Origin of the sequence: Frigoribacterium sp. VKM Ac-1396 (assembly GCF_015350895.1) — a bacterium.
Taxonomy (GTDB): Bacteria; Actinomycetota; Actinomycetes; order Actinomycetales; family Microbacteriaceae; genus Frigoribacterium.
Window position 1 is genome coordinate 931,724 of sequence record NZ_JADKSD010000001.1, and the last position, 26,645, is coordinate 958,368.

General features: G+C 72.9%; 23 protein-coding genes. 9 read left to right on the forward strand and 14 right to left on the reverse strand.

Annotated elements, in window-relative coordinates; translation table 11 throughout:
* Window positions 1-48 precede the first annotated feature (48 nt).
* A complete protein-coding gene (locus tag ITJ55_RS04335) occupies window positions 49-504 on the reverse strand; it encodes a hypothetical protein (protein WP_194594223.1) in 456 nt (151 codons plus the stop codon).
* Between the two features lie 169 nt (window positions 505-673).
* On the opposite strand from ITJ55_RS04335, the gene ITJ55_RS04340 reads away from it, so the two are divergent.
* A complete protein-coding gene (locus tag ITJ55_RS04340; protein WP_043594001.1) occupies window positions 674-922 on the forward strand; it encodes a WhiB family transcriptional regulator in 249 nt (82 codons plus the stop codon).
* Between the two features lie 90 nt (window positions 923-1,012).
* Here the strand turns inward: ITJ55_RS04340 and ITJ55_RS04345 are convergent, their stop codons facing one another.
* On the reverse strand, window positions 1,013-2,506 hold the full coding sequence (locus tag ITJ55_RS04345; protein WP_056257421.1) for a sensor histidine kinase: 1,494 nt from the start codon (window positions 2,504-2,506) through the stop codon (window positions 1,013-1,015).
* A gap of 164 nt (window positions 2,507-2,670) precedes the next feature.
* Between ITJ55_RS04345 and ITJ55_RS15900 the strand changes: the two genes are divergently transcribed.
* The gene (locus ITJ55_RS15900; protein ID WP_228497565.1) at window positions 2,671-3,255 is read left to right on the forward strand and encodes an Rv3235 family protein; all 585 of its coding nucleotides are present in this window, start codon (window positions 2,671-2,673) and stop codon (window positions 3,253-3,255) included.
* Between the two features lie 59 nt (window positions 3,256-3,314).
* On the opposite strand, the gene secA is transcribed toward ITJ55_RS15900, so the two are convergent.
* The 6 genes from secA to mtrA all read right to left on the reverse strand — a co-directional run bounded on the left by secA (window position 3,315) and on the right by mtrA (window position 12,242).
* Window positions 3,315-6,161 (reverse strand): preprotein translocase subunit SecA, encoded by a 2,847-nt coding sequence (gene secA / locus ITJ55_RS04355; protein ID WP_194594224.1) that lies wholly within the window; start codon window positions 6,159-6,161, stop codon window positions 3,315-3,317.
* Window positions 6,162-6,362: 201 nt separating this feature from the next.
* Window positions 6,363-7,067, reverse strand: a complete 705-nt coding sequence (gene hpf, locus ITJ55_RS04360) for a ribosome hibernation-promoting factor, HPF/YfiA family (protein ID WP_194594225.1) — start codon at window positions 7,065-7,067, stop codon at window positions 6,363-6,365.
* Between the two features lie 175 nt (window positions 7,068-7,242).
* Window positions 7,243-7,995 (reverse strand): phosphoribosyltransferase family protein, encoded by a 753-nt coding sequence (locus tag ITJ55_RS04365; RefSeq protein ID WP_194594226.1) that lies wholly within the window; start codon window positions 7,993-7,995, stop codon window positions 7,243-7,245.
* 101 nt (window positions 7,996-8,096) lie between these two features.
* Window positions 8,097-9,797: an LpqB family beta-propeller domain-containing protein gene (locus ITJ55_RS04370; RefSeq protein ID WP_194594227.1), complete on the reverse strand. Its 1,701-nt coding sequence runs from the start codon at window positions 9,795-9,797 to the stop codon at window positions 8,097-8,099.
* On the reverse strand, window positions 9,790-11,508 hold the full coding sequence (gene mtrB, locus ITJ55_RS04375; protein WP_194594228.1) for an MtrAB system histidine kinase MtrB: 1,719 nt from the start codon (window positions 11,506-11,508) through the stop codon (window positions 9,790-9,792). Before mtrB ends, ITJ55_RS04370 begins: the two co-directional genes overlap by 8 nt.
* A gap of 53 nt (window positions 11,509-11,561) precedes the next feature.
* Window positions 11,562-12,242, reverse strand: coding sequence for an MtrAB system response regulator MtrA (gene mtrA / locus ITJ55_RS04380; RefSeq protein WP_056257433.1), 681 nt, complete (start codon window positions 12,240-12,242; stop codon window positions 11,562-11,564).
* 293 nt (window positions 12,243-12,535) lie between these two features.
* On the opposite strand from mtrA, the gene ITJ55_RS04385 reads away from it, so the two are divergent.
* From ITJ55_RS04385 to ITJ55_RS04405, 5 genes are all read left to right on the forward strand, one after another.
* Window positions 12,536-13,624, forward strand: a complete 1,089-nt coding sequence (locus ITJ55_RS04385) for a hypothetical protein (protein WP_194594229.1) — start codon at window positions 12,536-12,538, stop codon at window positions 13,622-13,624.
* The gene (locus tag ITJ55_RS04390; protein WP_194594230.1) at window positions 13,621-14,259 is read left to right on the forward strand and encodes a DUF4129 domain-containing protein; all 639 of its coding nucleotides are present in this window, start codon (window positions 13,621-13,623) and stop codon (window positions 14,257-14,259) included. Before ITJ55_RS04385 ends, ITJ55_RS04390 begins: the two co-directional genes overlap by 4 nt.
* Complete coding sequence (locus ITJ55_RS04395; protein WP_194594231.1) at window positions 14,256-15,452, forward strand: DUF4350 domain-containing protein; 1,197 nt, start codon at window positions 14,256-14,258, stop codon at window positions 15,450-15,452. The genes ITJ55_RS04390 and ITJ55_RS04395 overlap by 4 nt, the downstream gene beginning before the upstream one ends.
* Window positions 15,453-15,528: 76 nt before the next feature.
* Window positions 15,529-16,482 carry a MoxR family ATPase gene (locus ITJ55_RS04400; RefSeq protein ID WP_194594232.1) on the forward strand — a complete coding sequence of 318 codons (954 nt, stop codon included), beginning with the start codon at window positions 15,529-15,531 and terminating at the stop codon, window positions 16,480-16,482.
* 2 nt (window positions 16,483-16,484) lie between these two features.
* Entirely contained in the window at window positions 16,485-17,777 is a 1,293-nt protein-coding gene (locus ITJ55_RS04405) for a DUF58 domain-containing protein (protein ID WP_194594233.1), read from the forward strand.
* A 60-nt stretch (window positions 17,778-17,837) separates the two neighbouring features.
* Here the strand turns inward: ITJ55_RS04405 and ITJ55_RS04410 are convergent, their stop codons facing one another.
* Window positions 17,838-18,833, reverse strand: coding sequence for a stage II sporulation protein M (locus ITJ55_RS04410; RefSeq protein WP_194594234.1), 996 nt, complete (start codon window positions 18,831-18,833; stop codon window positions 17,838-17,840).
* 18 nt (window positions 18,834-18,851) lie between these two features.
* Here ITJ55_RS04410 and ITJ55_RS04415 point away from each other — a divergent pair, with 18 nt between their 5' ends.
* Window positions 18,852-19,742 (forward strand): RDD family protein, encoded by an 891-nt coding sequence (locus ITJ55_RS04415; protein ID WP_194594235.1) that lies wholly within the window; start codon window positions 18,852-18,854, stop codon window positions 19,740-19,742.
* 4 nt (window positions 19,743-19,746) lie between these two features.
* Here ITJ55_RS04415 and ITJ55_RS04420 read toward each other — a convergent pair whose 3' ends face one another.
* From ITJ55_RS04420 to ITJ55_RS04430, 3 genes are all read right to left on the reverse strand, one after another.
* Window positions 19,747-19,998 carry a metal-sensitive transcriptional regulator gene (locus ITJ55_RS04420; RefSeq protein ID WP_233568399.1) on the reverse strand — a complete coding sequence of 84 codons (252 nt, stop codon included), beginning with the start codon at window positions 19,996-19,998 and terminating at the stop codon, window positions 19,747-19,749.
* A 155-nt stretch (window positions 19,999-20,153) separates the two neighbouring features.
* Window positions 20,154-21,575, reverse strand: coding sequence for a phosphomannomutase/phosphoglucomutase (locus ITJ55_RS04425; RefSeq protein ID WP_194594237.1), 1,422 nt, complete (start codon window positions 21,573-21,575; stop codon window positions 20,154-20,156).
* Window positions 21,565-21,777: a DUF3499 family protein gene (locus tag ITJ55_RS04430; protein ID WP_194594238.1), complete on the reverse strand. Its 213-nt coding sequence runs from the start codon at window positions 21,775-21,777 to the stop codon at window positions 21,565-21,567. The genes ITJ55_RS04425 and ITJ55_RS04430 overlap by 11 nt, the downstream gene beginning before the upstream one ends.
* A gap of 70 nt (window positions 21,778-21,847) precedes the next feature.
* Here ITJ55_RS04430 and ITJ55_RS04435 point away from each other — a divergent pair, with 70 nt between their 5' ends.
* The gene (locus tag ITJ55_RS04435; RefSeq protein WP_194594239.1) at window positions 21,848-22,297 is read left to right on the forward strand and encodes a metallopeptidase family protein; all 450 of its coding nucleotides are present in this window, start codon (window positions 21,848-21,850) and stop codon (window positions 22,295-22,297) included.
* A gap of 84 nt (window positions 22,298-22,381) precedes the next feature.
* Here the strand turns inward: ITJ55_RS04435 and ITJ55_RS04440 are convergent, their stop codons facing one another.
* Both ITJ55_RS04440 and ITJ55_RS04445 read right to left on the reverse strand, forming a co-directional pair.
* Window positions 22,382-23,797, reverse strand: coding sequence for a DUF5719 family protein (locus ITJ55_RS04440; RefSeq protein ID WP_194594240.1), 1,416 nt, complete (start codon window positions 23,795-23,797; stop codon window positions 22,382-22,384).
* Entirely contained in the window at window positions 23,790-26,621 is a 2,832-nt protein-coding gene (locus ITJ55_RS04445) for a glycosyltransferase (protein ID WP_194594241.1), read from the reverse strand. The genes ITJ55_RS04440 and ITJ55_RS04445 overlap by 8 nt, the downstream gene beginning before the upstream one ends.
* Between the last annotated feature and the right edge of the window lie 24 nt (window positions 26,622-26,645).

Genomic DNA, 26,645 nt, shown 5'->3' on the forward strand with positions numbered 1-26,645 from the left:
GCACGGCGCCTCCTGCGCTTGCTCGGCCACCTCGGGCAGGGCTCGGGGTCAGTAGACGTGCGGCTCCTGGTCGCGGGCCGAGGTCGCGGCGACGACCGACGGCACGAGCAGCAGGCCCACGACGGCGACGGCCGGCACGATGAGCGCGACGCCGACGGTCGGGTTGGCGAAGACCCCTTGCAGGCTGCCGATGCCGACGGCGAACTGCAGCACCTGCCAGACGATCGCGGCCCCGCGGATCCAGGCCCGGCCGCGCAGCGCTCCGAGCACGATCGAGGCGAGCCAGGCGGTGGCGAGCAACGTCAGCACGACGATCGCGACGGCCGACGGGTACGAGTCGGGGCGGGCGACGAGCAGCTCGACGAGCAAGAAGACCGCGGTCGCCGCGATGAGCAAGAACTCACCGACCAGCAGGACGATCACGACCCAGAGCAGGGCGGGTCGACGCGTCTCGGCAGACCGACCGGTCTCGTCTCGGGGGCCGTCGGTGCCTGCTGTCGTCACGTGTGAGCCTCCCGGAAATCCCTTGATTTGGCCGTACCAGTATGCGACCATATTCGAGGTCGAAGTGACGTGCACATTGCGGTGCGCGCCTCCCGAATTCTTTTCTTTCCCCACCACGAACCAGGCGCCTCGACGTGCCTGGTTCTGCATCTTTAAGGAGTACCCATCGATGGATTGGCGTGACAAAGCCGCTTGCCTGCAGGCTGACCCGGAGCTCTTCTTCCCCGTCGGCAACACCGGCCCCGCCGTCGACCAGATCGACAAGGCGAAGGCCGTGTGCGGACGCTGCACCGTCACCGAGACCTGCCTGCAGTACGCGCTCGAGACCTCACAGGACTCGGGCGTCTGGGGCGGCCTGAGCGAAGACGAGCGTCGCGCCCTCAAGCGTCGCGCCGCTCGCGCCCGTCGCGCCAGCTGATCCGACACCCGGCCTCGTGGCCGATGACGAAGCCCGGCACCTGATCTCAGGTGCCGGGCTTCGTCGCGTCCGGGCCGGGTCGAGGCCGTCTCAGGGCTGGGTCAGCCAGCGGAACGGGATCTCGATGGTGACCTCGGTGCCGTTGCCGACGAGGGTGTGCCAGTCGATCGTGCCGCCGAGCTCGCCCTGGATCAGCGTGCGGACGATCTGGGTGCCGAGGCCCGAGCCGACCTTGCCCTCGGGCAGCCCCACGCCGTTGTCACGCACCTTGACGGTGAGTTCTTCGGCACGGCGGTCGGCGACGATCTCGACCTCGCCGTCGCGACCGTCGAGCCCGTGCTCGACCGCGTTCGTGACGAGTTCGGTCAGGGCCAGGGCCAACGGCGTCGCGTACTCGCTCGGCAGGGCGCCGAAGCTGCCCGTCATGGTGGGCCGCACCGTGGTGTTGTGGCTCGACGCGACCTCGGCGATGAGCATGAGCACCCGGTCGAAGACCGTGTCGAAGTCGACGTTCTGACTGAGCCCCTCGGACAGGGTGTCGTGCACGACGGCGATGGACTGCACCCGTCGCATGGCCTGCGTCAGCGCCTCGCGGGCGACGTCGGTGCGCGTGCGACGAGCCTGGATGCGCAGCAGCGACGCGACCGTCTGAAGGTTGTTCTTGACGCGGTGGTGGATCTCGCGGATCGTCGCGTCCTTGGTGATCAGCTCGCGCTCCTGGTGGCGCAGTTCGGTCACGTCGCGGCAGAGCACGATCGCCCCGACGCGCTCGCCCCGGTCACGCAGGGGGATGGCCCGCAGCGACACGGTGACCCCGCGCGCCTCGATGTCGGTGCGCCACGGGGCCCGGCCCGTGACGACCAGGGGCAGGGACTCGTCGATGACGAGCTTGCCGGCGAGCAGCCCCGTCGTGACCTCGGCCAGCGACTCGCCCTCGAGCTCGCCGGCGAACCCCATCCGGTTGAAGGCCGACAGCCCGTTGGGGCTCGCGAAGGTCACCATGCCGTCGACGTCGAGACGCAGCAACCCGTCGGAGGCGCGGGGTGCGCCCCGTCGCGGACCCGTCGGTGCCCCGAGGTCGGGGAAGTCGCCGGCGGCGATCATCGCGAAGAGGTCGTTGGAGCACTGGTTGAAGGTCAGCTCTTGTCGGCTCGGGGTGCGGGCCTCGCTGAGGTTCGTGTGCCGCGTGATGATCGCGATCGGGGCGTCGGTGACGTCGGGACGGCTGGCCCCGAGGCGCCGCAGCACGGGGACGGCCCGCACGCGCGTGGGCGTCTCTTCGTACCAGTCGGGTGCGGCCGAGTCGACGATGCGGGTCGTGGTGAACGCCTGCTCGATCTGGTCACGCCACTCGGTGCGCACCTCTTGCCCGACGAAGTCGCGGTAGAAGAGCGTGGCCGAGCTGGACGGCCGGGCGTGCGCCACCGCGACGAAGCTGCCGGTCTGCGTGGGCACCCAGAGCACGATGTCGGCGAAGGCCAGGTCGGCGAGCAACTGCCAGTCCCCCACCAGCAGGTGCAGCCACTCGACGTCCACCTCGCTCGAGAGGCCCTGGGCGAGAACGAGATCACTGAGCGTCGACACCCGATCAGTCTAGGTCGACGGTCGCAGCCGTGACGCCCCTCGCCCCCGCGCAGCCGCGGCGCCCGGACGGGTTCTCCACAGACCGTCGAGTCGGTCTGGTTTCGCCATCTCACATGTCATATCTTCGGAACATGCCCGGATGATCGTGAACAGGAAGACTGCCGATGCCCTCGAACCACCACGCCCTCGCCCTCGCCGAACCCCTCGGCGACCCCCTCGTCCCCGAGACGCCGTCGCGGCCGCACCTCCGGCCCGTCCCGCCTCTCGAGAGCCCGCCCCGGCGGCGCGACGACGTCGAGCACGACGCCGCCGTCGCCGACGACGCTGCCGTCGTCGGCGTCGCGGCCTCCGACCACGTCACCCCGGCCGTCGGTCGACGGGCGAGCAGGTCACCGGCCTCGTCACCGTTCCCGGACGATCCCGCCCTGCTCGTCGAAAACCTCGTGCGGTGCGTCGTCGAGATCCTCGCCGGGGCGCGAGACCTCGACCAGGTCTCGCGCTGGGTCACCGAAGACGTCTACCGCACCCTGCACACCCGCGTCGTCCTCGCCGCCCGCGCCCGGTCGGCGCACGGGTCCCGGGTGCGGCGACCGGCCTTCACCGTCGGCGGCATCCGGCTCGACTCACCGGTCGAGGGGGTCGTCGAGGCCGTCGTCGTGCTGCACGGACGAGCCCGCAGCCGAGCGGTCGCCGTCCGTCTCGAGACCTACGACCGCCGCTGGCGAGCGACGGCCGTCCACGTGCTCTGACGACGACGCGCCCCCGACCGGTGTCGGGGGCGCGTCGTCGTCAGGGGGTGGGGGCGGGGTCAGCGGCCCTTCTTGCCCGAGGCGCGTCGTTCGGCGCGGTTCACCGGGGCGTCGCCGCCACCGGTCTTCTGCCCGAAGGCACCGACGGTACCCTCGTCGGCCTCGCGCGCCGCAGGGCCGCCGGCGGCCCGTGCCGCGGCGATCTCGGGCGACGTCGACCGCTCGGCCTCGTCCTGCGCCTTCTGGGCCTTGGCGGTCGCGCCCTTCTCGAGCTGCCCGCGCTGGTTGCGGACCTCGACCTCCCCGTCGATGTTCGGAGCCGAGTAGGCGAGCTGCGCCTGCGGCTGCTTCTCGGCCTCGAGGCCCTTGGCCGCGATGACGGGTGCCTCGGTGGCACCGACCTGCCCCTGCACCTCGACCTCGAGGTTGAAGAGGAACCCGACGGTCTCTTCGCGGATCTGCCCCATCATGCTCTGGAAGAGCGCGTAACCCTCGCGCTGGTACTCGACCAGAGGGTCGCGCTGGGCCATGGCCCGGAGGCCGATGCCGTCCTTCAGGTAGTCCATCTCGTAGAGGTGGTCGCGCCAGCGACGGTCGATGACCGAGAGGACGACGCGGCGCTCGAGCTCGCGCATGGCGGACTCGCCGAGGGCCTCGGTGCGGGCCTCGTAGGCCACCTTCGCGTCGGACAGGATCTCTTGGCCGAGGAAGGCCCGCGTGGCCTTGCCCTTCGAGCCGGCCTCGGTGATGACCTCGTCGATGGTGATCGAGATCGGGTAGAGGGTGCCGAGCTCGGTCCACAGGGCGTCGAGGTCCCAGTCATCGGGGCTGCCGTCACCCGTGTGCTGGTCGATGACCTCGTTCACGACGTCCTCGAGGAACTTCTGGCTGCGGTCCTTGAGGTCGTCGCCCTCGAGGATGTGCCGTCGGTCGCCGTAGATGGCCTCGCGCTGGCGGTTGAGGACGTCGTCGTACTTCAGGACGTTCTTGCGGATCTCGGCGTTGCGCGACTCGACCTGGGACTGCGCCGAACGGATCGCCCGCCCGACGATCTTGTTCTCGATGGCCAGGTCGTCGGGGACGTTGCCGCGCCCCATCAGCGATTCGGCCGCGCCCGAGTTGAACAGGCGCATCAGGTCGTCGGTCAGCGACAGGTAGAACCGGCTCTCGCCCGGGTCGCCCTGGCGACCGGAGCGACCACGCAGCTGGTTGTCGATGCGGCGCGACTCGTGGCGCTCGGTTCCGAGGACGTAGAGACCGCCGGCCTCGATGACCTTCTCGGCCTCTTCTTGCACGGCGGCCTTCTTCGCCGTGAAGACGTCGTCCCAGGCGGCCTCGTACTCGTCGGGGGTGTCGACCGGGCTGAGCCCCTTGGAGTTCATCTCGGCGACGGCGAGGAACTCGGCGTTGCCGCCGAGCATGATGTCGGTGCCACGACCGGCCATGTTGGTGGCCACGGTCACGGCACCGGCCCGACCGGCCTGCGCCACGATCGCCGCCTCGCGCGCGTGGTTCTTGGCGTTCAGCACCTCGTGCTTGACGCCCTTCTTGGCGAGCAGGCGCGAGAGGTACTCGCTCTTCTCGACGCTCGTCGTGCCGACGAGCACGGGCTGACCCTTCTCGTGCCGCTCGACGATGTCTTCGACGACCTGGTCGAACTTGCTCGTCTCGTTCTTGTAGACGAGGTCGGTCTGGTCGATGCGCTGCATCGGCCGGTTGGTCGGGATGGGCACGACGCCGAGCTTGTAGGTGCTCATGAACTCGGCGGCCTCGGTCTCGGCGGTGCCGGTCATGCCCGAGAGCTTCTTGTACAGGCGGAAGTAGTTCTGCAGCGTGACGGTCGCGAGGGTCTGGTTCTCGGCCTTGACCGACACGCCCTCTTTCGCCTCGATGGCCTGGTGGATGCCCTCGTTGTAGCGGCGGCCGCTGAGGATGCGGCCGGTGTGCTCGTCGACGATCAGCACCTCGCCGTTGATGACGACGTAGTCCTTGTCGCGCTTGAACAGGGCGTCTGCCTTGATCGCGTTGTTCAAGAACGAGATGAGGGGGGTGTTCGCCGACTCGTAGAGGTTGTCGATGCCGAGGTAGTCCTCGACCTTCTCGATGCCGGGCTCGAGGACGCCCACCGTGCGCTTCTTCTCGTCGACCTCGTAGTCGGTGCCCGACACGAGGCGACGCGCGATGGTCGCGAACTCGGTGAACCACCGGTTGGCCTCGCCGGAGGACGGCCCCGAGATGATGAGGGGGGTGCGTGCCTCGTCGATGAGGATCGAGTCGACCTCGTCGACGACGGCGAAGAAGTGGCCGCGCTGCACCATGTCTTGGGCCTGCCAGGCCATGTTGTCGCGCAGGTAGTCGAAGCCGAACTCGTTGTTCGTGCCGTAGGTGATGTCGGCGGCGTACATCTCGCGGCGCTCGGCCGGGGTCTGGCCCGACAGGATGCACCCGGTCGTCATGCCGAGGGCACGGAAGACGCGACCCATCAGCTCGGACTGGTAGCTCGCGAGGAAGTCGTTGACCGTGATGACGTGCACGCCGCGCGAGGCGATGGCGTTGAGGTACGCCGCCGTGGTCGCGACGAGGGTCTTGCCCTCACCGGTCTTCATCTCGGCGATGTTGCCGAGGTGCAGGGCGGCCCCGCCCATGAGCTGCACGTCGAAGTGCCGGAGGCCGAGCGTGCGCTTGGACGCCTCGCGCACCGCGGCGAAGGCCTCGGGCAGCAGGTCGTCGAGCGACTCGCCCGACGCGTAGCGCTCGCGCAGCTCGACGGTCTCGTTGCGCAACTCGTCGTCGGTCAGGGTCGTGAAGTCGTCTTCGAGCTCGTTGACCGCCTTGGCGTAGGCCTTCAGCTTGCGCAGCGTGCGGCCCTCGCCGACGCGGAGGACCTTCTCGAGGACGTTGGCCACTGGTGTGCTCCCATGTGTTCGGTCGAACCCGCGGAACGCTCCGCGGTCTCGCTGAGGTGATCCGCATCGGAGCACCGAGATGTCGACGGTCCGTCCTGGACCGGCCCACGATCGTAGCAAGCGTAGTGGCCGACCCCCTGGGAGGCGGCAAGGACGTGCCCTGCGCCTCCCGGGGCGTCGACCACCGGGCGTCTCAGGCGCTCAGCTCGCGAGCCCCGCCCGCAGCGCCGTGGCGGCCTCTTGCAGGTCGGGCGAGTCCTGGTCGAGCCCGATCACGCCGTAGTCCCAGCCCTTACGGCGGTAGACGACGCTCGGTCGCTCGGTCTCGGCGTCGATGAACAGGTAGAAGTCGTGCCCGACGAGCTCCATGTAGTAGAGCGCGTCGTCGACCGTCATCGGCGTCGAGGCGAACACCTTGGTGCGGATGACCACGGGGCAGTAGTCGTCCTCGAACTCGTCGGCGGGGGCCTCGTCGCCCACCACCGGCACGGCCCCGGTGCGCACCAGGTCGAGGGTCTCGGCCGCGGCGGGGGTGACGCCGACCCCGCTGAAGTCGGCCGTCGAGGCCTCACGGAGCGACGTCGGCCGGTGTTGCCCGCGATGGATCTTCTGCCGGTCCTTCGCCCGACGCACCCGTTCGAGGAGGCGCCCGATCGCGAGGTCGAAGGCCGCGTACTTGTCGCCCGCCGTGGACTCGGCCCGCACGAGGGGGCCGGGGCCGACGAGCGTCAGCTCGACCCGGTCGTCGCCCGCCTGGCCGCCGGACTTCTCGTGGTGCCGCGAGACCTTGACCTCGAGCGCCAGTGCCTTGGTGGCCAGGACGGCGACCTTGTCGGCCTTCTCGGTGGCGTACTCGCGGAAACGATCGGTGATGCCGACGTTTCGACCCGTGACGGAAATTTCCATGACGACCTCCTGTGGCTATCGACGTGCCGCCTGTCAGCCAGGCGGATGTCCTTTCACGCCTTTCGACCCACCGTAGCCATGCGGACACCCCCGTGTCACGCATCGTTCACCCTGGCGCGGCGGATCGACAGGTGCGGCACGACCCCGGCCGCCCCTCCGCCGCGTCCGACCGCCGTCACGCCGTCGACCCCGACCACGACGGCGTGGCGGCGAGACACGCGGCGCCGACGACCACGGCGCCCCGTGCCCTGACGGCACGGCACGCCTCGAGCAGGGTGCCGCCCGTCGTCACGACGTCGTCGACCAGCACGACGCGCAGCCCGCCCAGGTCTCGCGTGCAGCGCAGGCTGCCCTCGCGGGCCCGCAGCCGCTGCTGGCGGTCGCGGCCCTTCTGGCCTCCCCCCGCCGTCGCCGTCGGCACGAGCACCCGCCGGCCGACGGTGAGGCCGAGCCGCCGCAGGACGAGGTCGACCGGGTCGTAGCCGCGCCGCCGTCGCCCCCGGCGGGACGGTGGGACGGGGACCACCAGCACGGGGAGGTCGGGCGCGGCGCCGCCGCCGGCGTCCGCCCTCTCGGCCTCGGCCGTCACGACCCGGGCGCAGCCCTCGAGGGCGGCCGCGAGGGCCGGGGCGAGCGCCTCGGCGAGGCGGACGCGGCCGCCGTTCTTGAACGCGAGCACGACGCCCCTCACCTCGAACGCGTAGACGAGGCCGGCGAACACGGGCAGCCCGTCGGGCAGGTCGACCCGGGTGACCTCGGGGGCGAGACGGCGGCGGCAGTCGACGCAAAGCGCGACGTCGGGCGCCCGGCAGCCCGCGCACGACACGGGAGAGACGACCGAGAGCGCCTCGCGCGTCGCCCGCCCGAGGGCGCCGCACCACGCGGTCGCCCGTCGGAGGCGGGGGCGGGGGCGGGAGGACGGAGGCACCCCGACAGCGTGACGTGCGCCGGCGACCCTCACCGCGCCTCCCGGGGCCGACCGGGGACGACGGGTGACCCGGCCGGCCTGGGGAGGAGCCGACGCCCTCGTCAGCGCTGGGTCGCCAGCAGGTCGGCCGTGAGGCCGGTCGCCTGCCAGCTGCTGCCGCGGGGCTCGAGGACGTCGCCGTCGGCGCTCAGCACCAGCAGGCGGTCGAGCCCGTTGCCGCCGACCACGGCCACCGCCTCGCTCGACGGACGCCCGGCGCTCGACGAGTCGCCGCCGACCTCGGACGTGGTCACGCGGGACGACTCGCCCACGGTGGTCAGCACGGCCACGGTGAGCTGGTCGGCCCAGGTCGCGTCCACCGGGGCACCGTCCGGTGCGGAGAGCTCGAGGGGCGGCCCCAGCCGGATCGGGACGCCGTCGGAGTCGCGCACGATCGCGGCCACGAGGAGGCGCGACGCACCCTGGTCGTCGAGCAGCAGCAGGGCGCGGGTGCCGTCGCGCGAGACGCGGAAGGTGGTCACGCTCGGGCCCGTCGGCAGCGACGTCGCCACCGGGTGCGCCGTCCCGTCGAAGGAGAACGCCGTGAGGCTCGACGGGTCGTCGGCGACGAGCGACCAGACGAAGCCCGCCCCGTCGAGCGAGGGAGCCACGAGACCCGACCGACCGTCGACCAGGCGCGCACCGCCCGAGGCCGTGACGGCGTACGCGCCGGAGGCCGTGCCCACCGCGGCGGAGCTCTGGTCGGAGGACAGCTCGACCGACCGGGGGCGCAGGGCCTCGACGGCTGTCGAGAGCCCCGGCAGCTGGCTCGTGGCACTCGCCGTGGCGAAGCCCAGCACGCCGTCGGCCAGCACGAGGGGCCGGGCGTCGACCGCGGGGTCGCGGACCGGCGCGGGCTGCTGCATCGCCGGGACCGACAACGGCGCACCCTCGACGCTCAACTCGACGGCGGTCACGGTCGCCAACGTCGAGAAGCTCGCCAGCAGCTGCGCCTGCATGCGGGCCCGGGCGTCGGGGGTCGCCTCGAGGGCGTCGGCGGTGAGGTCGACCCTCGCCGTGCCGTCGTCGACCGTGATGGCCGTCAGCGACAGCTGGGTGCCCTCGGGGAAGGCCGAGACGACGGCACCCTGCAGCCAGTCGGACGGACCGTCGAGCAGCGCGGTGGCGAGGCGCGTGCTGGTCGACGACCTCGCGAGGAACCACCGCTCGTCGGGCACGAGGTAGGTGAAGGTCGGGTCGTAGAAGTACGCGGCGTGGGCCCGGAAGACCGAGTCGAAGGTGGCCGGTGAGAGGACGATGCCGTCCGGGGCGTCGCTGATGCGCCACTCGTCGCCCTCTTCGACGAAGGAGAACGCCAGGGTCGTCGTCGTGGACGACGTGGCCGGGGTGTAGTGACCCGCCGAGTCGACCGTCGCCGAACCCACGAAGGCGTAGTCGAGGGTCGACTCGCCGACCCGGGTGGTGGACCCCACGCCGGGGCGGATGGTCACGCTCGCCCGGGGCTCCCACTCGTCGGCGAACCCGGCACTGAGGAACTCCCTGGCGACGCCGTAGTTGTCTTGCGAGCCCGTCCCCGCCGAGAGGAAGTCCCGCAGCAGTCGCTCTTGCGAGCTGCCCGCGACCGGGCCGTTGGGCCGGAACACGAAGTCGCTCACGACGTCGTCGCTCACGGTGTCGCCCTGCTGCACCTGACCGCCGTCGGGGATGCCGACGCAACCGGTCAGCGCGACCAGGGCGAGCACGAGGGAGGCGAGGGCCGCCGAGGCGCCGCCCGTCCGCCGGGTCGGTCGGCGCTCAGACATCGGTGCCCCGCGTCGGCACCGTCGGGACGGCCGTCGTCTCGGGGGCGGGGACCGAACCCGTCCAGGGCTCGCCGGTCACGGGCACGGTCGTCTCGCCCCGGCGGTCCGGCGGCACCACCGGCAGGGGCGAGCCCTCGAGGCGACCACCCGCCACCCGGGGCAGGGTGACGACGAAGCGACTGCCCGACCCCGGCTCCGACCACACCTCGAGCCGCCCGCCGTGCAGGGCGGCGTCCTCGAGGCTGATGGCCAGCCCGAGGCCCGTCCCCCCGATCGTGCGTCGACGCGACGGGTCGGCCCGCCAGAACCGGTCGAACACCCGGGCCGCGTCGTCGGGGCTCATGCCCACGCCGTGGTCGCGCACGGCCACCGCCACCGCCGAGGCGTCGCTGTCGACCTCGACCTCGATCGGCCGCCCCTCGCCGTGCTCGATGGCGTTGCCGAGGAGGTTGCGGAGGATGCGACGCAGTCGTCGGGGGTCGACCTCGGCCTCGAAGTACCCACCCCTCGCGACGACCGACACGACGCTGCCGGACTCGGCCGCGAGGGGCCCGAACTCGTCGACGCCGTCCTCGACCAGCCGCGCGACCGTGACCGGTTCGGTCTCGAGCTCGACGGCCCCGGCGTCGAACCGCGAGATCTCGAGCAGGTCGGCCAGCAGCAGCTCGAAGCGGTCGACCTGGGTGTGCAGCAGCTCGGCCGTCCGGGCGGCCGACGGCGTGAACGACATGCGTTGGTCGTACAGCACGTCGCCGGCCAGGCGGATCGTGGTGAGCGGCGTGCGGAGCTCGTGCGAGACGTCGCTGACGAACCGCTGCTGGACGCGCGAGAGCTCGGCCAGCTGCGAGATCTGGCGCTGCATGGCGTCGGCCATGCCGTTGAACGACCGCCCCAGGGTCGCGACGACGTCCTGCCCCTTCTCGGGGATGCGCTCTTCGAGATGGCCGGCCGCGATCTTCTGGCTCGTCTCGGCCGCAGTGCGGATCGGCCCGACGACGAGGCGCACCACGAGGTACGTGATCGCGCCGATCAGCAGCACGAGCGCGAGCGACCCGATGCCGAGCGTCCGCTGCATCAGGTCGAGGGTGGCCTGCGCGTCGCTGAGGTCGTAGACGAGGTAGAGCTCGTACTGCCCCGCGGTGGGTACCTGGAGGGTCGACCCGACCGCGATGCCGGGAGACCCGCCGCCCTGCGACGTCGGGGGCAACGACACCGACTGCGTCGAGAGGCGCCCGTCGTCCGCGGCGACGGCCTCGCGGAGGGCCGGCGAGATGACGGAGTCGGGGAAGTCGGGGCTGGCGATGTTCTGGATCGTCTGCGGACTGTTCTGCCCCGGGGTGCGCAAGATGGCGATGCTCGTGCCGCCCGGGCTCGAGGTCGACCCGAGGATGGCCGTCTGCGCCTCGTTCTGCAGGGCGTCGAGCTCGACCTGGTTGGCGTCCTCGGTCGCGGTCGCCGAGTCGAAGATGCTCTGCGCCAGCAAGGTCGCCCGGACGCTCTCGGCCTCGACCTGTTCGCGACGCTGGTCGTAGAGGCTCGTGCCGATCGTCACCGAGATGAGCGTGCCGATGATCGTCACGGCCACGGTCGAGAGCACCACGGTGAGGGCCACCGTCCGGAACGACAGGGACGACCGCCAGAACCCGACGACCCGGGTCGGCCAGGTGCGCCACGCCGGCGGCCGCCAGGACGACGCCCCGCCCGACCGCACGGGCCGACCCTGCTCGGGCCTCTCCGCCGTCGACACGAGCGTCACCCGCCGGGCTACGAGCCCGCGCCGGCGCGGTAGCCCACGCCGCGCACGGTCGTGACGATGCGCGGCGCGTCGGGATCGTGCTCGACCTTGGCCCGGAGCCGCTGCACGTGGACGTTCACGAGACGCGTGTCGGCCTTGTAGTGGTAGCCCCAGACCTGTTCGAGCAGCATCTCTCGCGTGAAGACCTGCTGCGGCTTCGAGGCGAGCGCGAGCAGCAGCTCGAACTCGAGCGGGGTCAGGGCGATGGGCGTGTCGCCTCGTCGCACCTCGTGGGCGGCGACGTCGAGACGCAGGTCGCCGACCGTCAGCACGTCGTTGGTGGGCTCGGTGGCCGGGCGCAACCGGGTGCGGATGCGCGCCACGAGCTCTTTCGGGTTGAACGGCTTGACGACGTAGTCGTCGGCGCCGCTCTCGAGCCCCCTGACCACGTCGGCGGTGTCGCCCTTGGCGGTGAGCATGATGATCGGGACGCCGCTCTCGGCACGGATCAGGCGACAGACCTCGATGCCGTCGAGGCCCGGCAGCATCAGGTCGAGCAGCACGAGGTCGGGCGTGGCCTCGTGGAACGCCTCGAGCGCGCCGCTGCCGTCGCCGCAGAAGTGGGGGTCGAACTCGTCGGCGCGAAGGACGATGCCGATCATCTCGGCGAGCGCCGGGTCGTCGTCGACCACGAGGATGCGCGGGTTCATGTTCTCCGTCTGGGCTGGGCCGCTCGGGAGGCGGCACGTCAGGACAGATTAGTCCAGGAGGCGCTGGTCGGCTGGCAGCGCTGCGCCCGGTGTGGAAACATGAACGCACCCGTGAGGACGACCTCACGGTCAGGACGACCAGGGGGACCATGAGCGATCCGAACGCCTGGAGCACGCCGGGAGGCGACGCATCGCCGCCGCGCTGGGGTGAGCGGGTCGCACCGCCGACCGCCGGTCCGGTGCCTGCCGGCCCGCCGCCCGGCGGCCCGGCGTCCGCTCCGATGCCGCCCCCCGTGGGCCCGACCCAGTCGGCCGGTTGGGCTCCCCCGCCCAAGCCGGGGCTCGTGCCGCTGCGCCCGCTCACGTTCGGCGAGATCCTCGGCGCCTCGTTCCAGGTCTTCCGGCGCAACCCGCGCACCACCTTCGGGACGGCCCTGCTGTCGCAGGTCGTGCTGCTGGTGGTGACCGTGCTGATCACCGGCGGCAGCGCCTTCCTCGCCTTCGGCCGCGTCGAGCAGGCCCTCCCCCGCGACCGCGACGCGGTCCTCGCCGGGGCCGTCGCGATCGTGGCCGCCTCGGCCCTGGTGCCGATCGCCCTCCAGGTGATCGTCACGGCGTTGCTCCAAGGGCTGTTCGTCCTCGAGACGGCCCGTCAGACGCTCGGTGAGAAGCTGCGGCTCGGGGGCCTCTGGGCCCTGGCCAAGGGTCGTCTCGGCACCCTCGTCGGCTGGTCCGCCCTGCTCACCGCGGCGTACGTCGTCGCCCTGGCGCTCGTCGCCGGGGTCGTCGTCGTGGGCGTCGCCGTCGGCACGGGCCCGAGCATCGGCATCGGCATCGGCGTCGCGGTCCTGCTCGGCCTCGGCCTCCTCGTCCTCGGGGTGTGGGTGACCGTGAAGACCAGCCTCGTGCCGAGTGCGATCGTCCTCGAGCGGTTGGCCCTGGGCGCCGCGGTGAGGCGTTCGTGGTCGCTGACCCGCACCTCCTTCTGGCGGACCTTCGGCGTGATCGCGCTCGTGTTCTTGATGGTCCAGATCGCCTCTCAGGTCGTCGCGACGCCCTTCTCGGTGCTGTTCAGCGTCCTGACCGGCACCCTCGCGCCCACCGGCGACGTGACCGATCCGACGTTCGTCGCGTTGACCGCCGGCACCTACGCCGTGACCCTCGGCATCACGGCGGTCATCGGCGCCATCGGCTCGGTGCTGCAGGCGGCGTCGGCCGGGCTCGTCTACATCGACCGCCGCATCCGCACCGAGGGGCTCGACCTCGAGCTCGTGCGCTACGTCGAACGCGGCGGACGCACCGCCGACGGGCAGCCGGACCCCTACCGCACGCCCGACGCCCCGGTCGTCCCGACGAGGGCCCCGGAAGCACCGCGCTGGTGACCGGGCTGCCCTTCGCCGCCGGGCCGCCGCTGACCCCCGGCGCCGACGACGCGCGACGCGACGTCCTCCGCGAACTCACGAAGCCCGAGTACGTGGCCGCGCAACCGTCGTGGCTCGACCGTGCGGCGCAGGCGTTCTGGGACTGGCTCGGCTCGATCCGCTTCGGAGGCACCGAGGGCGCCCCGGCCGTCGCGTTGATCGTCCTGCTGGCGGTCGTCGTGGTGGTCGTGGTCGTCGTGCTGCTCGTCTACGGCGTGCCGCGGCTCAACCGGCGGTCGACCCGCGCCCCGGTCCTCTTCGGCGACGACGACGTGCGCGAAAGCGAGGCGATGCGCACCGCCGCCCGCGCCGCGGCCGCCCGGGGCGACCTCACCCTGGCCGTGGCCGAGTCGTTCCGGGCGATCGCCCGCGCGCTCGACGAGAGGGGCGACGTCGCGGTCTCGCCCGGCACGACCGCGAACGACGTGGCGCGGCGGGCCGGTGAGGCGTTCCCCGACCTGCGCGACGACTTCGCCGGGGCCGCGTCGGCCTTCGACGGCGTCCGCTACCTCGACCGGCCGGGCACCGACGAGGCCTACCGGGCGGTCGTCGACCTCGACCGACGCGTCACGACGTCTCGACGGGTCGAGGCGTGACGACCACGACACCCGCCGGCGCGACCGGCACGGTCACGACGCCCACGCTCGGGGCCACACTGCGACGCGCCCGGTTCTGGGTCGCCCTCGCCGTCGTGCTGGCGCTCGGGGTCGCGGCCGCCCTCGTCGTCGGGTCGGGTTCGGGCGAGGGGCGCCCCCTCGGGCCCGCCAACGCCGCCCCCGGTGGGGCGAAGGCGCTCGTCGAGGTGCTCGGCCGCCAGGGCGTGGACGTGTCGGTGACGACGGGCTTCGACGCGACCCTCGACCGGCTCGGCGGCGCGGACGACCCCGACGGCCGAACGGTGGTCGTGGACGACGCCGACGGGTTCCTGGTCGCCGACCAGTGGCGTCGACTCGCCGCCGAGGCCTCCCACCTCGTCCTGCTCGCCCCGGGCCCCACGGCGCTCGAGAGCCTCTCGACCGACGTCCGCGCGACCGCCCAGGTGTCCGACGCCACGGCGTCGCCCTCGTGCGCGCTGCCCGCCCTGCAGCAGGCGTCCCGCGTCGACGTCACGGGCGTGGCGTACGACTCCGACCGCTCGGAGGCCGTCCGCTGCCTGCCGAGCGACGACGGCTACGGCCTGGTCGAGGTCGAGGACGGCGACACGAGGGTGACGGTCGTGGGAGCGACCGGCGCGCTCAGCAACGGCTCGATCGCGTCGGACGACGACGCGGCCTTCGCGCTCGCCCTATTGGGCGAGACCTCCGACCTGACCTGGTACCTGCCCTCGGCGGACGACCTGCCCGAGGGCTCGGGGACGCTCGCCACGCTCACGCCCTCGTGGGTGACCCCGTCACTCGTCGTCGTGCTGCTCGCCGGCGTCGCCGCCATGGTCTGGCGCGGTCGACGGCTCGGCGCCCTCGTCGTCGAACGACTGCCGGTGACCGTCCGGGCGTCCGAGACCACCGAGGGCCGGGCCCGACTGTACGAGAGGTCGGGGCAGCGAGGCCACGCCCTCGACCAGCTCCGCATCGGCACTCTGGGGCGACTCGCCCGGGTGACGGGCCTGGCGTCGACCGCCTCGGTCGACGAGATCGTCGCACGCGTCGCCACGCTGACCGCGGCAGACCCGAGGGGCCTCCGCCACGTCCTGGTCGACGCCGATCCGGTCGACGACCGGGAGCTCGTGGCGCTCAGCGACAGCCTGCTCGACCTCGAGCGTGCGGTGCGCCGGGCGGTGGCTCCGTCGTGACCCGCCCCGCGCCTCCTGCGCCCGCCCCCGCCGCCCGCGTCCCCGCACCGATCCCACCCACGGAGAAGACCACCAGATGAGTTCAGAACTGCAGCAGACCTTCGCCCGCGTGCGCACCGAGGTGGGCAAGGCCGTCGTGGCCCAGGACGGTGCCGTCACGGGCCTCATCGTCACCCTGCTGGCGCAGGGACACGCCCTGCTCGAGGGCGTCCCCGGGGTCGCGAAGACCCTGCTCGTCCGCGCCCTAAGCCACTCGCTGTCGCTCGACACCGCCCGGGTCCAGTTCACCCCGGACCTGATGCCCGGGGACATCACCGGGTCGCTGGTCTACGACGCGAAGTCGGGCGAGTTCGAGTTCCGGGCGGGTCCGGTCTTCACGAACGTCCTGCTCGCCGACGAGATCAACCGCACGCCGCCCAAGACCCAGTCCGCCCTGCTCGAGGCGATGGAGGAGCGCCAGGTCTCGGTCGACGGCGTCAGCCGGGCCCTGCCGACGCCGTTCCTGGTCGCCGCGACCATGAACCCCGTCGAGTACGAGGGCACCTACACGCTGCCCGAGGCCCAGTTGGACCGCTTCCTGATGAAGCTCACCCTCGACCTGCCGCCCCGCGACGCCGAGGTCGAGGTGCTGGCGCGTCACGCCGCGGGCTTCTCGCCGCGCGACCTCCGGGCCGCGGGCGTCACCCCCGTGCTCGGCCCCGACGACCTGGCCCGCGCCCAGGCCGAGGTGGCCCAGGTCGGGGCCTCCCCCGACGTGCTGGCCTACGTGGTCGACCTGGCGCGCGCGACGCGCGAGAGCCCGTCGGTCAAGATCGGCGTCAGCCCCCGGGGGTCGACGGCCCTGCTCGCGGCCTCGAAGGCGTGGGCCTGGCTGACCGGTTTCGACCACGTCACCCCCGACCACGTGCAGGCCATGGCGCTGCCCGTGCTGCGACACCGCCTGCAGCTGCGCCCCGAGGCCGAGCTCGAGGGCGTCGACGCCGACGGCATCGTCCGGTCGGTGCTGCAGCAGGTCCGGGTGCCGCTCTAGCCATGGCGATCACCGGGTGGTTCGTCGCGCTCGTCGCGCTGGGGGTCGTGCCCGTCGTCGCGACGGGCAGCGGCTGGGCGATCGTGGGGTGGCTGGGGGTCGTCGCCGTCCTCACGGTGCTCGACGTGGCCCTCGCCGCGTCCCCGCGCGCCCTCTCGCTGCGCCGTGAGCTGCCGGGCGCCGTCCGCCTGGGCGAGAGCGCCCCGGCCCGGCTGATCGTCGTGAACGAGGGCCGACGCACGCTCCGCGGCCTGCTGCGCGACGCGTGGCAACCCTCGGCCGGTGCCACGCCGACCCGCCGCCGCGTGACGTTGCGACCGGGCCGCGCGACGACCCTCACCGTCACGCTCACCCCGTTCCGACGGGGCGAGCGCCGTGCCGGCGGGGTCACCGTCCGCACGATCGGTCCGCTCCGGCTCGCCGGGCGCCAGGCGACGCACGACGTGCCGGGCGCGGTGCGGGTGCTGCCGCGCTTCTCGTCCCGCAAGCACCTGCCGTCCCGACTGGCCCGCCTCCGCGAGCTCGACGGACGCACCAGCGTGATGATCCGGGGTCAGGGCACCGAGTTCGACAGCCTGAGGGAGTACGTGCGCGGCGACGACGTCCGCTCGATCGACTGGCGGGCGACGGCTCGCCGCGACGACCTCGTCGTCCGCACCTGGCGACCCGAGCGCGACCGCCGCGTCGTCGTCGTGGTCGACACCGGGCGCACCTCGGCGGCCCGCATCGACGACGAGCCCCGCCTCGACACGGCGTTCGAGTCCGCCCTGCTGCTCGGGGCCCTCGCCTCTCGGGCCGGCGACCGCGTCGACGTGGTGCTCTTCGACCGACGCGTCCGGGGTCGGGTGCAGGGCACGACCGGGCCCGCCCTGCTCTCGTCGATGGTCGAGACCATGGCCCCCGTCGAACCCGAACTCGTCGAGACCGACTGGGCCGCCGTGCCCGCCCTGGTCCGGTCGGTGACCTCGCGACGGGCGTTGGTCGTGCTCGCCACGACCGTGGACAGCCCGGGCGCCTCGCGCTCGCTGCTCGCGGCCATCCCCCAGCTGACGCGCCAGCACCTCGTGGTGGTGGCGTCGGTCACCGACCCCGCACTCGACGAGACCGTGCTGCGTCGGGGCGACCGCGACGAGGTCTACCGGGCCGCCGCCGCCGAGCGGGCCCGCCTCGACCAGGGCCGCGTCGCCGCGGCCCTGCGCCAGGTCGGCGCCGACGTCGTCACGGGCGCACCGGCCGACCTGCCGCCGGCCCTCGCCGACCGGTACCTGGCGCTGAAGGCGGCCGGTCGGCTCTGATCGGGCCGGCGCGGATCGATTCCGCGCCGAGCGCGCCGACGCCGGCGCCGGCCCCTCGGGTCAGTCGGCGACGAGTTGCGTGGCCCCCGCCTCGAACTCGTCGAGGTCTCCGGTCTGCCCGGCCCGGTGGGCCCGGCCGCCGAGCACCCACTGGTAGGCCAGGAACCCCAGCAGCGCCACCGTCCCGATGCCGATCTTGATCGGCCACGGCCACGCCTGCCGCGTGACGAACCCCTCGATGACCCCCGAGACCAGCAGTGACAGCATCAGGCCGACGGCGATGGTCACGAGCGCCCGACCGTCTTGTGCCAGCGCCTGACCGCGGGTGCGAGCACCGGGGGCCACCCAGGACCAGAAGATCATCAGGCCGGCCGCCCCGGCGACGAAGATGCTGTAGAGCTCGAGCTGGCCGTGGGGCGCGATGTACAGGAAGAACTGGTCGAGTCGGCCCTGGTCGGCCATCAGTCCGGCCGAGATGCCGACGTTCATCGCGTTGCTCAGGATGGCGTACGGCACCCACACCCCGGTGATGCCGAACGCCACGCACTGGGCGGCGATGTAGGCGTTGTTCGTCCAGACCTGGCCGGTGAACGAGGTCGACGCGCTCTCGGAGTAGTAGTTCACGAAGTCCTGCTCGGCGAACTGACGACGGAACTCCTCGCTGCCGAACGACGCGAGCAGGGCCGGCGTGTTCGCCGCCCACGTGGCGAACACCGCCGCGACGACGATGGTCACGAACGTCAGCACGAGCGACAGCCACCGCACCCGGTAGAGGGCTGCGGGCAGCTGCGCGACGAAGAACGCCGGCAGTTGGGCGAACAGGTTGCGCCCCGCGCCCGTGAACCTGAGACGGGCCCTCGAGAGCGACATCGACAACCGGTCGGCGGGCACCGAATCGCCCGTGGCGGTCTTGAGCGCCGACAGCTGCCCGGCGCCCGACTGGTAGAGGCTCACGAGTTCGTCGGCCTCGGGGCCGCTCAGCCGGCGCCGTCGGGCGAGACGGTCGAGCTCGGCCCAGTCGTGACCGTGGGCGGCGGCGTAGGCGTCGATGTCCATTCTGCTTAGATGATAGGCATGTCCCGCCGCACGAAGGCACGAGGCGCCTCCCCGGTGGTGCTGCGCCCCGACCAGGTCGAGGCCTTCACGGCGGGTGGCGACGAGCTCGTCACGGGCGAGGCCGTCGCCCTCGACCTCCGGCCGACGAGCTTCGTGCTGCGGGCTGCGGGCGTGCTGATCGACTACCTCGCCTACGCGCTGCTGCTCGTCGGCGCACTGGTGCTCGTCTCGCTGCTGAACGACGCCGGGGTGCTCGACGACGCGCTCTCGCAGGCCTTCCTGGTGGCGTCGATCGCCGTCTGCTTCATCGTCGTGCCGACGGTCGTCGAGACCGCGAGCCACGGGCGGTCCCTCGGCAAGCTGGCCGTGGGTGCCCGCATCGTGCGCACCGACGGAGGCGCGATCGGCCTGCGTCACGCCCTCACCCGTGCGCTGGTGGGGTTGCTCGAGATCGTCTTCACGAGCGGCGGCCTGGCCGTCGTGGTCGCGCTGCTGAACGGGTCGTCCCGACGCCTCGGCGACCTCATGGCCGGCACGTACAGCCGCAACGAACGGGTGCCGCGGGCGACGCACGTCGTCTACGGCGTGCCCGCCCACCTGCAGGGGTGGGCCGAGGTCGCCGACGTGGCGCGCCTCCCGGACGGCCTGGCCCGCCGCATCGCGTCCTTCCTGCAGCAGGCACCCCAGCTCGCGCCGGCCAGCCGTCAGCGCGTCGCGGCCGAACTCGCGGCCGAGACGGTGCCCTTCGTGTCGCCGGTGCCCGCCGGCGAGCCGGAGTTCCTGCTCGCGGGCGTCTCGGCGCTGCGGCGGCAGCGCGAGTCCGCGGCCCTCGCCCGCGAGGCGGCCCTGCTCGACCGCCTCGCCCCGGCCCTCACCGAGACCGTGCCGGGGTTCCCCCGCCGTCGCTAGCGGGTCACGACCGCACGAGCCGGGCGATCGCCGCCGACGCCTCGCGCACCTTGGCGTCCGCCACGTCTCCGCCCTCGCGAGCGGCCTGGGCGACGCAGTGGGCGAGGTGGTCCTCGAGCAGTTGCAGGGCCACGGTCTCGAGGGCGCGGGTCGCCGCGCTGACCTGGGTCAGCACGTCGATGCAGTAGGTGTCGTCCTCGACCATCCGCTGGATGCCCCGGACCTGGCCCTCGGCCCGCCGCAGCCGCTTGACGATCTGCTCCTTGTCACCGCTGTAGCCGACGTGCGCCGTCGACGCGGGCTCACCGTGTTGCGCCACCCGCGCCTCCTGACCCTGTCGTGACCTCGCGCCAGGATACCCCGTGGGGGTACGCCCCGTCGCGGCGCTGCACCGCGACGGGGCACCCGAGGTCAGCCGCGGATCAGACCCAGCACGTGGTCGCGGACGCGCTCCATGCCGGCGGGCGTCGCCGCCTCGGCGTTCAGTCGGAGCAACGGCTCGGTGTTGGACGGGCGCACGTTGAACCACCAGAACCCGTCGTCGGACGAGCCGCTGACCGTCAGGCCGTCGAGTTCGTCGAAGTCGCCGACGCCCGTGTAGGCCTCGACGATGCGGGCGTAGGCCGCCGGAACGTCGGTGACCGTCGAGTTGATCTCGCCGCTCGCCGCGTAGGGCGTGTACCGGTCGGTGAGGGTCGACAGCGGCTCGGACTGCGAGCCGAACTCGGCCAGCACGTGCATCGCCGCGAGCATCCCGTTGTCGGCGCTCCAGAAGTCGCGGAAGTAGTAGTGGGCCGAGTGCTCTCCGCCGAAGATGGCCCCGGTCGCCCGCATCTCGTCCTTGATGAGCGAGTGGCCGACGCGCGTGCGCACCGGCGTCGCCCCGGCGGCCTCGATCGCCTCGGGCACGGCGCGTGAGGTGATGAGGTTGTGGATGACCGCGATCTCGGCGTCGGGTTCGGCCGCCCGGACGCGGGCGATCTCGCGGACCGCGACGATGGCGGCGACGGCCGACGGCGTGACGGCGTCGCCCTTCTCGTCGACGACGAAGCAGCGGTCGGCGTCGCCGTCGAAGGCGAGCCCGAGGTCGGCGCCGTGCTCGAGGACGGCCTTCTGCAGGTCGACGAGGTTGGCCGGGTCGAGCGGGTTGGCCTCGTGGTTCGGGAACGTGCCGTCGAGCTCGAAGTACAACGGGACGATCTCGATCGGCAGCTTCGGCAGGCCTGCGGCCTCGCCGAGGACCGCCGGGACGGTCAGGCCGCCCATGCCGTTGCCCGCGTCGACGACGACCTTGATCGGCCGGATGCCCGACAGGTCGACGAGACCGCGCAGGTACGCCGCGTAGTCGGGCAGGGCGTCGTGCTCGCGCACGGTGCCGGGCTCGTCGACGGCGTCGATGCCGTCGGCCAGGAACGAGGAGGCGCGGTCACGGATCGAGGACAGCCCGGTGTCGAGGCTGATGCCCTGGGCACCGGCCCGGCTCATCTTGATGCCGTTGTAGGTCGCCGGGTTGTGGCTGGCGGTGAACATGGCGGCGGGGGCGTCGAGCGAGCCGGAGGCGAAGTACGACTCGTCGGTCGAGCACAGGCCGAGGGCGACGACGTTCGCCCCGCGGGCGCGGGCACCGCGGGCGAAGGCGTCCGCGAAGCCCGGCGACGAGTCACGCATGTCGTGGCCGACGACGAGGTCGCGGCCCGCGGCGTCGATCTCGTCGGCGAAGGCCGCACCGAAGGCCTCGATCACGGTCTCGGTCAACTGGCTGCCGACGAGCCCGCGGACGTCGTAGGTCTTGACGAAGGCGGTCAGGTCGACGGGGTCGTTCTCAGTGGTCATGGCCCAAAACTACCTGGCGGAGCACCTGCCAACCCTGAGGCACCGAGAGCGAGGCAGCGTGTCGGGCGCACAGGTCGTACCCGTGGGGCTCGACCCGGCCGCTGAGCGGACCCACGACGACCATGGAGTCGGCGTACACGTAGGTCAGCGTCGAGACGGCCTCGTCGTGGCACGTCACCTTGCTGCAGGGTCGACCGTTCATCTGCCGGAGAGACTACCGCGACGTCCCGCAAGGCCGACCCGCGCCTCCTCGACGGGCCTACGATGGGCGGATGAGCAAGGCCCGCCTCGCACGCGTCACCGACCGGTCCCGTCGGCGGGACCGACACGGCCGGGGCCTCCGGTCGTCCGCCGCCGGGCCCCACCTGCCCTTCTTGCGCACCCGGGTCGACCTCTTCGACGACATCGTCGCCGCGACCGCCGACTACCTGCGCGAGGCATGGCCCGACGAACTCGCCGACACGTCGTTCGAGGTCGCCGGCCTGCCCGCCGAACCCGACCGGACGCGCGTCGAACGGTGGTCGGTCGACCGGGCCGCGGGCCGGGTCGTGCTGTACCGCCTGCCGATCGAACGACTGGCGCCCTCGCACGACCGTCGTGGCGCCGCCGAGGACGAGTGGAACCACCGCGTCCTCGTCGAGGGCTACGTGTTCCGGGCCGTGGCCGACCTGCTCGGCAAGGACCCGTGGGAGCTCGCGCCGGACCGCTGGCGCGACGGCTAGACCACCGGCCCTGTGCTTCCTGTGCCCCCGGGCATCTCGTGCACCATGGTCGGAGGTCAGGGCTCAGGGCTCAGGGCTCAGGGCTCAGGGGTAGACGGTGACCGGCGTCGAGGCCGCCAAGGGCGACGTGACGGGCCAGGCCGCGATCGCCGCCGTGGCCGAGAAGCTGACGCCTGCCCGCAGGCCGTCGGCGTCCTCGAGTCGGACCGCGTCGCCGTCGGCCACGTCGAAGCCCACCGTCGATCCCCCGGCCACCTCGACGTCCCGCTCGTCGACGTCCCCGACGGTGACGCGCGCCGTGACGGCCTCTTGACCCGGGTTGACGAGCCAGAACCGGGCCCCGTCGCCCGAGGGCACGACGGTCTCGGTGTCGCCCGACAGGCGCGGCGACGACGCGGCCCAGCTGAGGTCGACCCCGCCGGCGTCCGAGGCGACCGTCGACGTCCTGGCGGCCACCGCCACGGCGACGGAGGACCGCACGGTGGCGGTGTAGACGCCGTCGTCGAGGCCGTCGATCGGCACGTCGGTGACGCGCCCGCCCTCGACGCGGGTCTCGAAGGTGGTCCCGGTGCCGTCGTCGGTGGCCAGCGAGACCGTCACCTGCGCGGCGTCCTGGCCCGGCACGAGGACGCGCAGCACCGACTGCAGGTCGGAGGACGACGGGTCGGCCAGCGCGCTCTCGAGGTTCGCGGAGTCACGCACGACGATCCCGGGGACGACGGATTCGCGCGCGGGCGCGGCCGACCCGGTCACGATGTCCACCCCACCCGGCTCGAGGGTGCGGACGACGCTCTGTTGCAGGGTCGCGACGATCTGGCCACCACGACTCGACACGTGCACGGCGGGCGAGACGAGTCCCGTCGCGAAACCCGAGAGGGGCACCACCTTCTGGCTGCGGGGGGCGACGACGATGCCGTCGATGCCCGGGCCCTGGACCTCTCCGGTCTCGGACCGGATGTCGAGGTCGACCGTGGCGTTGACGTCGCTGGGGTTCACCAGGCTGATCAGCGAGACGCGACCGGTCTCGGTCGAGCCGCCGATCAGCCAGGTCGAACTGGTGGGTTCGGTGCACGGCGCGGAGGCGAAGCCCCTCAGGTCGCCGTCGTCGACCGACTGGCTCTGCGCGGCCGCGACGAGCGGCACGTCGTCGCCCTCGACGGGGGCGGTCGCCACCGACGGGCGCGAGTCGCTGCCGTCGGCGCCGGTGAGCACGTCGACCTCGACGTCGCCCCCGCTCGACCGACGGACGACGTCGGCCCGACCGACCGAGCTGGCGGTCGTCGCCTGCTGCCCCTCGGCGTCCGAGAGCTGCAGCAGGGACCCCGTGCAGACCCGCTGCTGGTCCACGGGCACCGGCGTCACCAGTTGCCCGGCCGGCACCGTCTCGACGCGGGGCAACGGCAGCACGGCCGCACCGCCGACGACGGCGGCGGCGACGGCGAGGCCGACCACGCCGACCGCCACGCGTCCGGTGGTCGAGAAGACCGATCGCTTATTCATCTCGCTCCTCGTCGAAGGTGGTGGCGGGCTGCTCGGCCTCGGGCGTCCCGGCTCGCGAGCGACGTCGACGGGGCGACGTCGGGATCGCGAGCAGCAGGGCCGAGCCGAAGACGAGGCCCCAGCTGATCAGGACGATCGGGCGGAGCGGCCCGGCGCCGGGGTGCCCGTCGCGCTCGTCGGCCGCCTCGACGTACCGCCAGAGCAGGCCGTTGGAGGTGTCGCCGACCGGCAGGAAGAGCGCGTCGGCGTCGAGGGCTTCGCCCGCTCGCTGACCGAGTCGGTCGGCGTCGCCGTCGTCGTCGGTCGCCGAGAGGAGCACGAAGCCGACGCCGAGCCGACGGAGGTCGTCGGTGGGGTCGAAGCCGCTGCGGCTGACGAGGTTGCCGGCCAGGACGGTGAGGTCTTCGTTGACCGAGGTCAGGCGCTGGGCGGTCGAGTCGAGCGTCGACTGGTCGTCGAGGGTCGCCCCCTGACCGTGCTCGAGCGACACGGCGAGCGACCCGTCGGGCTGGGGCGTCAGCACCAGCGTGCCGACGTCGGGGGTCGCCTCGGCCTCGGCCGTGACGTACGCCGAGAGGATGCGGCCCGACGAGGGACGGACGTCGGCCACCGGCCCGAACGAGGCCACGACGGTGGGGGCGGCGGCCGCCACGGCGAGCACGGCGACCAGGGCACCCGCCGGGGGCGCGGCCCTCGGCAACCGGTCGAGCGTGACGGCGGCGGCCCCGACCAGTCCGAGCAGGTAGAGGCTGAGGCCGCCACCTGCCCAGATCGTCGTCGTGTCGCTGCCCACGCCCGTGATCGACACGTGGGTCGCGGCGACGGCGGTGAGGTATCCGAGCAGCGCGAGGGCCAGGGCGGGCACGGCACGGCGCTGCGAGCCGACGAAGGGCGAGGCGACCGCGAGCAGGGCCAGCGGGGCGATCGCCGCGGCGACCAGGACGGCGAGCGTGGCGGACGAGAAGCCCGTGCCGATGATGAGGGCGGTCCAGCCGTTCAGGCCCGTCTCGGGCGAGGTCAACAGCAACTGCAACGGCGACGCGGGGTCGGAGCGGGTCGGCACGCCCGGGTCGGCGAAGACGGCCCACCAGGTGCCCCGCTGCAGCTGGGCGACGACGAGGGGGGCGAAGAGCGCGACGGCCGGCAGCGGCACCGCGACGAGGCGGTGGGTGCCCCGGGGACGGCTGACGATCGACCCGAGCCAGCCGACGAGCAGCGCGGGGATCAGCGACGGGGAGGCGGCCGCGACGACCGCGAACAGCAGGGAGGCGGTGGCCCCGGCCGTCCACGACCTCGCGGCCCCGATCATGGCCCAGACGAGGAACGGCAGCGTCACGTGCGCGACGACCGCGCCCAGGTGACCGGACTGCAGGCCCGAGAGCAACGGCGACGAGAGGGCGTAGAGGGCGGCGGCGACGGCCGGCACCCAGGTGCGGCGGGTGACGCGCCGCGTGGCGAACCAGGCGCCGAGGGCCGTGAGGGGCAGTGCCACGACGTAGACGCCCACGATCGCCGTCGACGGTGACCAGAACGTAAGCGTGCCGAGGACGGCGACCAGCGCCGTGAACGGGTCGGACGGCCCCATGAACCCCGTGCCGATCTCGCGCCAGCCGTAGCCGACCGACGACCACAGCTGCCCCACCGAGGTGCTGAGCGGCAGCAGTCCCCCGCCGGTCACGGCCGGGTTGCCGAGCAGCGGCAGGAACGCGACGACCCCGACGACGGCCGCGACCAGCACGACCCAGAGTCCACCGGAGTGGACGAAGCTGGCGCGCGGGTCGGGCGCGTCCTCGACGGACGCGACCTGGGCGTCGCGCTCGGTCACCCGGCGCTCGCGCAAGAGCGACCGCGACGCCCGCAGGGGCTCGACCGAGGCCCAGCCGACGGTCTTGGTCCGGGCGAGCTCCCGGCGCGCCGAACGGACGTGCGAGCCGCCGAAGGCGGCCCGGAACGCGGTCGCGAACTCGCCGACCACGGCGCCCGGGTTCTTCGTCAGCAGGTGCCAGACGCTGCGGACGATCGCGAGGGGCACGAGGCTCAGCCAGTGCAGGGGCAGCAGGACCGCCGCCGAGTACGCCAGGCGACGGTGCAACTGGGCGGCACGGTGCAGGCGGGCCCGACGGGCGTGCCCGACGGGCCCCTGGCCGAACTCCTCGGGCGGGCCCGCGCTGTCGACCTTGGCGTCGGGTACGAGCACCACGCGGTGGCCCGCGAGCCGGGCGCGGATCGAGAAGTCGAGGGCGGCGTCCACGTGCGGCAGGGCGGGGTCGACGCCGCCCAGGGCGTTCCAGACCGTCCGACGGACGAGCATGCCGCCGGCGGCGACCCCCAGCACGTCGTCGATCACGTCGTGCTGACCCTGGTCGAGTTCGTTCTCGACCCGGGCGAGCGAGGCGCCGTACCGGGTGATCGTCTCGCCGAACTCGGCGATGACGCCCGGGCGCCCCCAGCTCATCAGCTTCGGACCCGCGACGGCCACAGAGGGCGAGACCTCGACCGTCGACAGGAGGTGCTCGAGCGCCTCGGGAGCCGGGGCGTTGTCGTGACCGAGCAACCAGACCCAGTCGTCGGCAGAGCCGTCACCCGGGTCCGAGAGCCTGATGCCGTGGGCGGCGGCCGCCCCGAAGGTCTTTGCGTCGGGAAGCGAGGCCAGCTGCGCCGCACCGCTCAACGAGAGACGGCCGGCGGCCGAGTCCTTGCCCCCCGTGTCGACCACCACCAGCGCCTCGGGCGGACGGGTCTGACGCGACAGCCCGTCGAGGGTTCGGTCGAGGTAGGTCGCTCCACCAGGGGCGACGAGGATCGCTGTGACTCTCGGCTGCATGACTCGTGCAGCCTAGGTCGCACC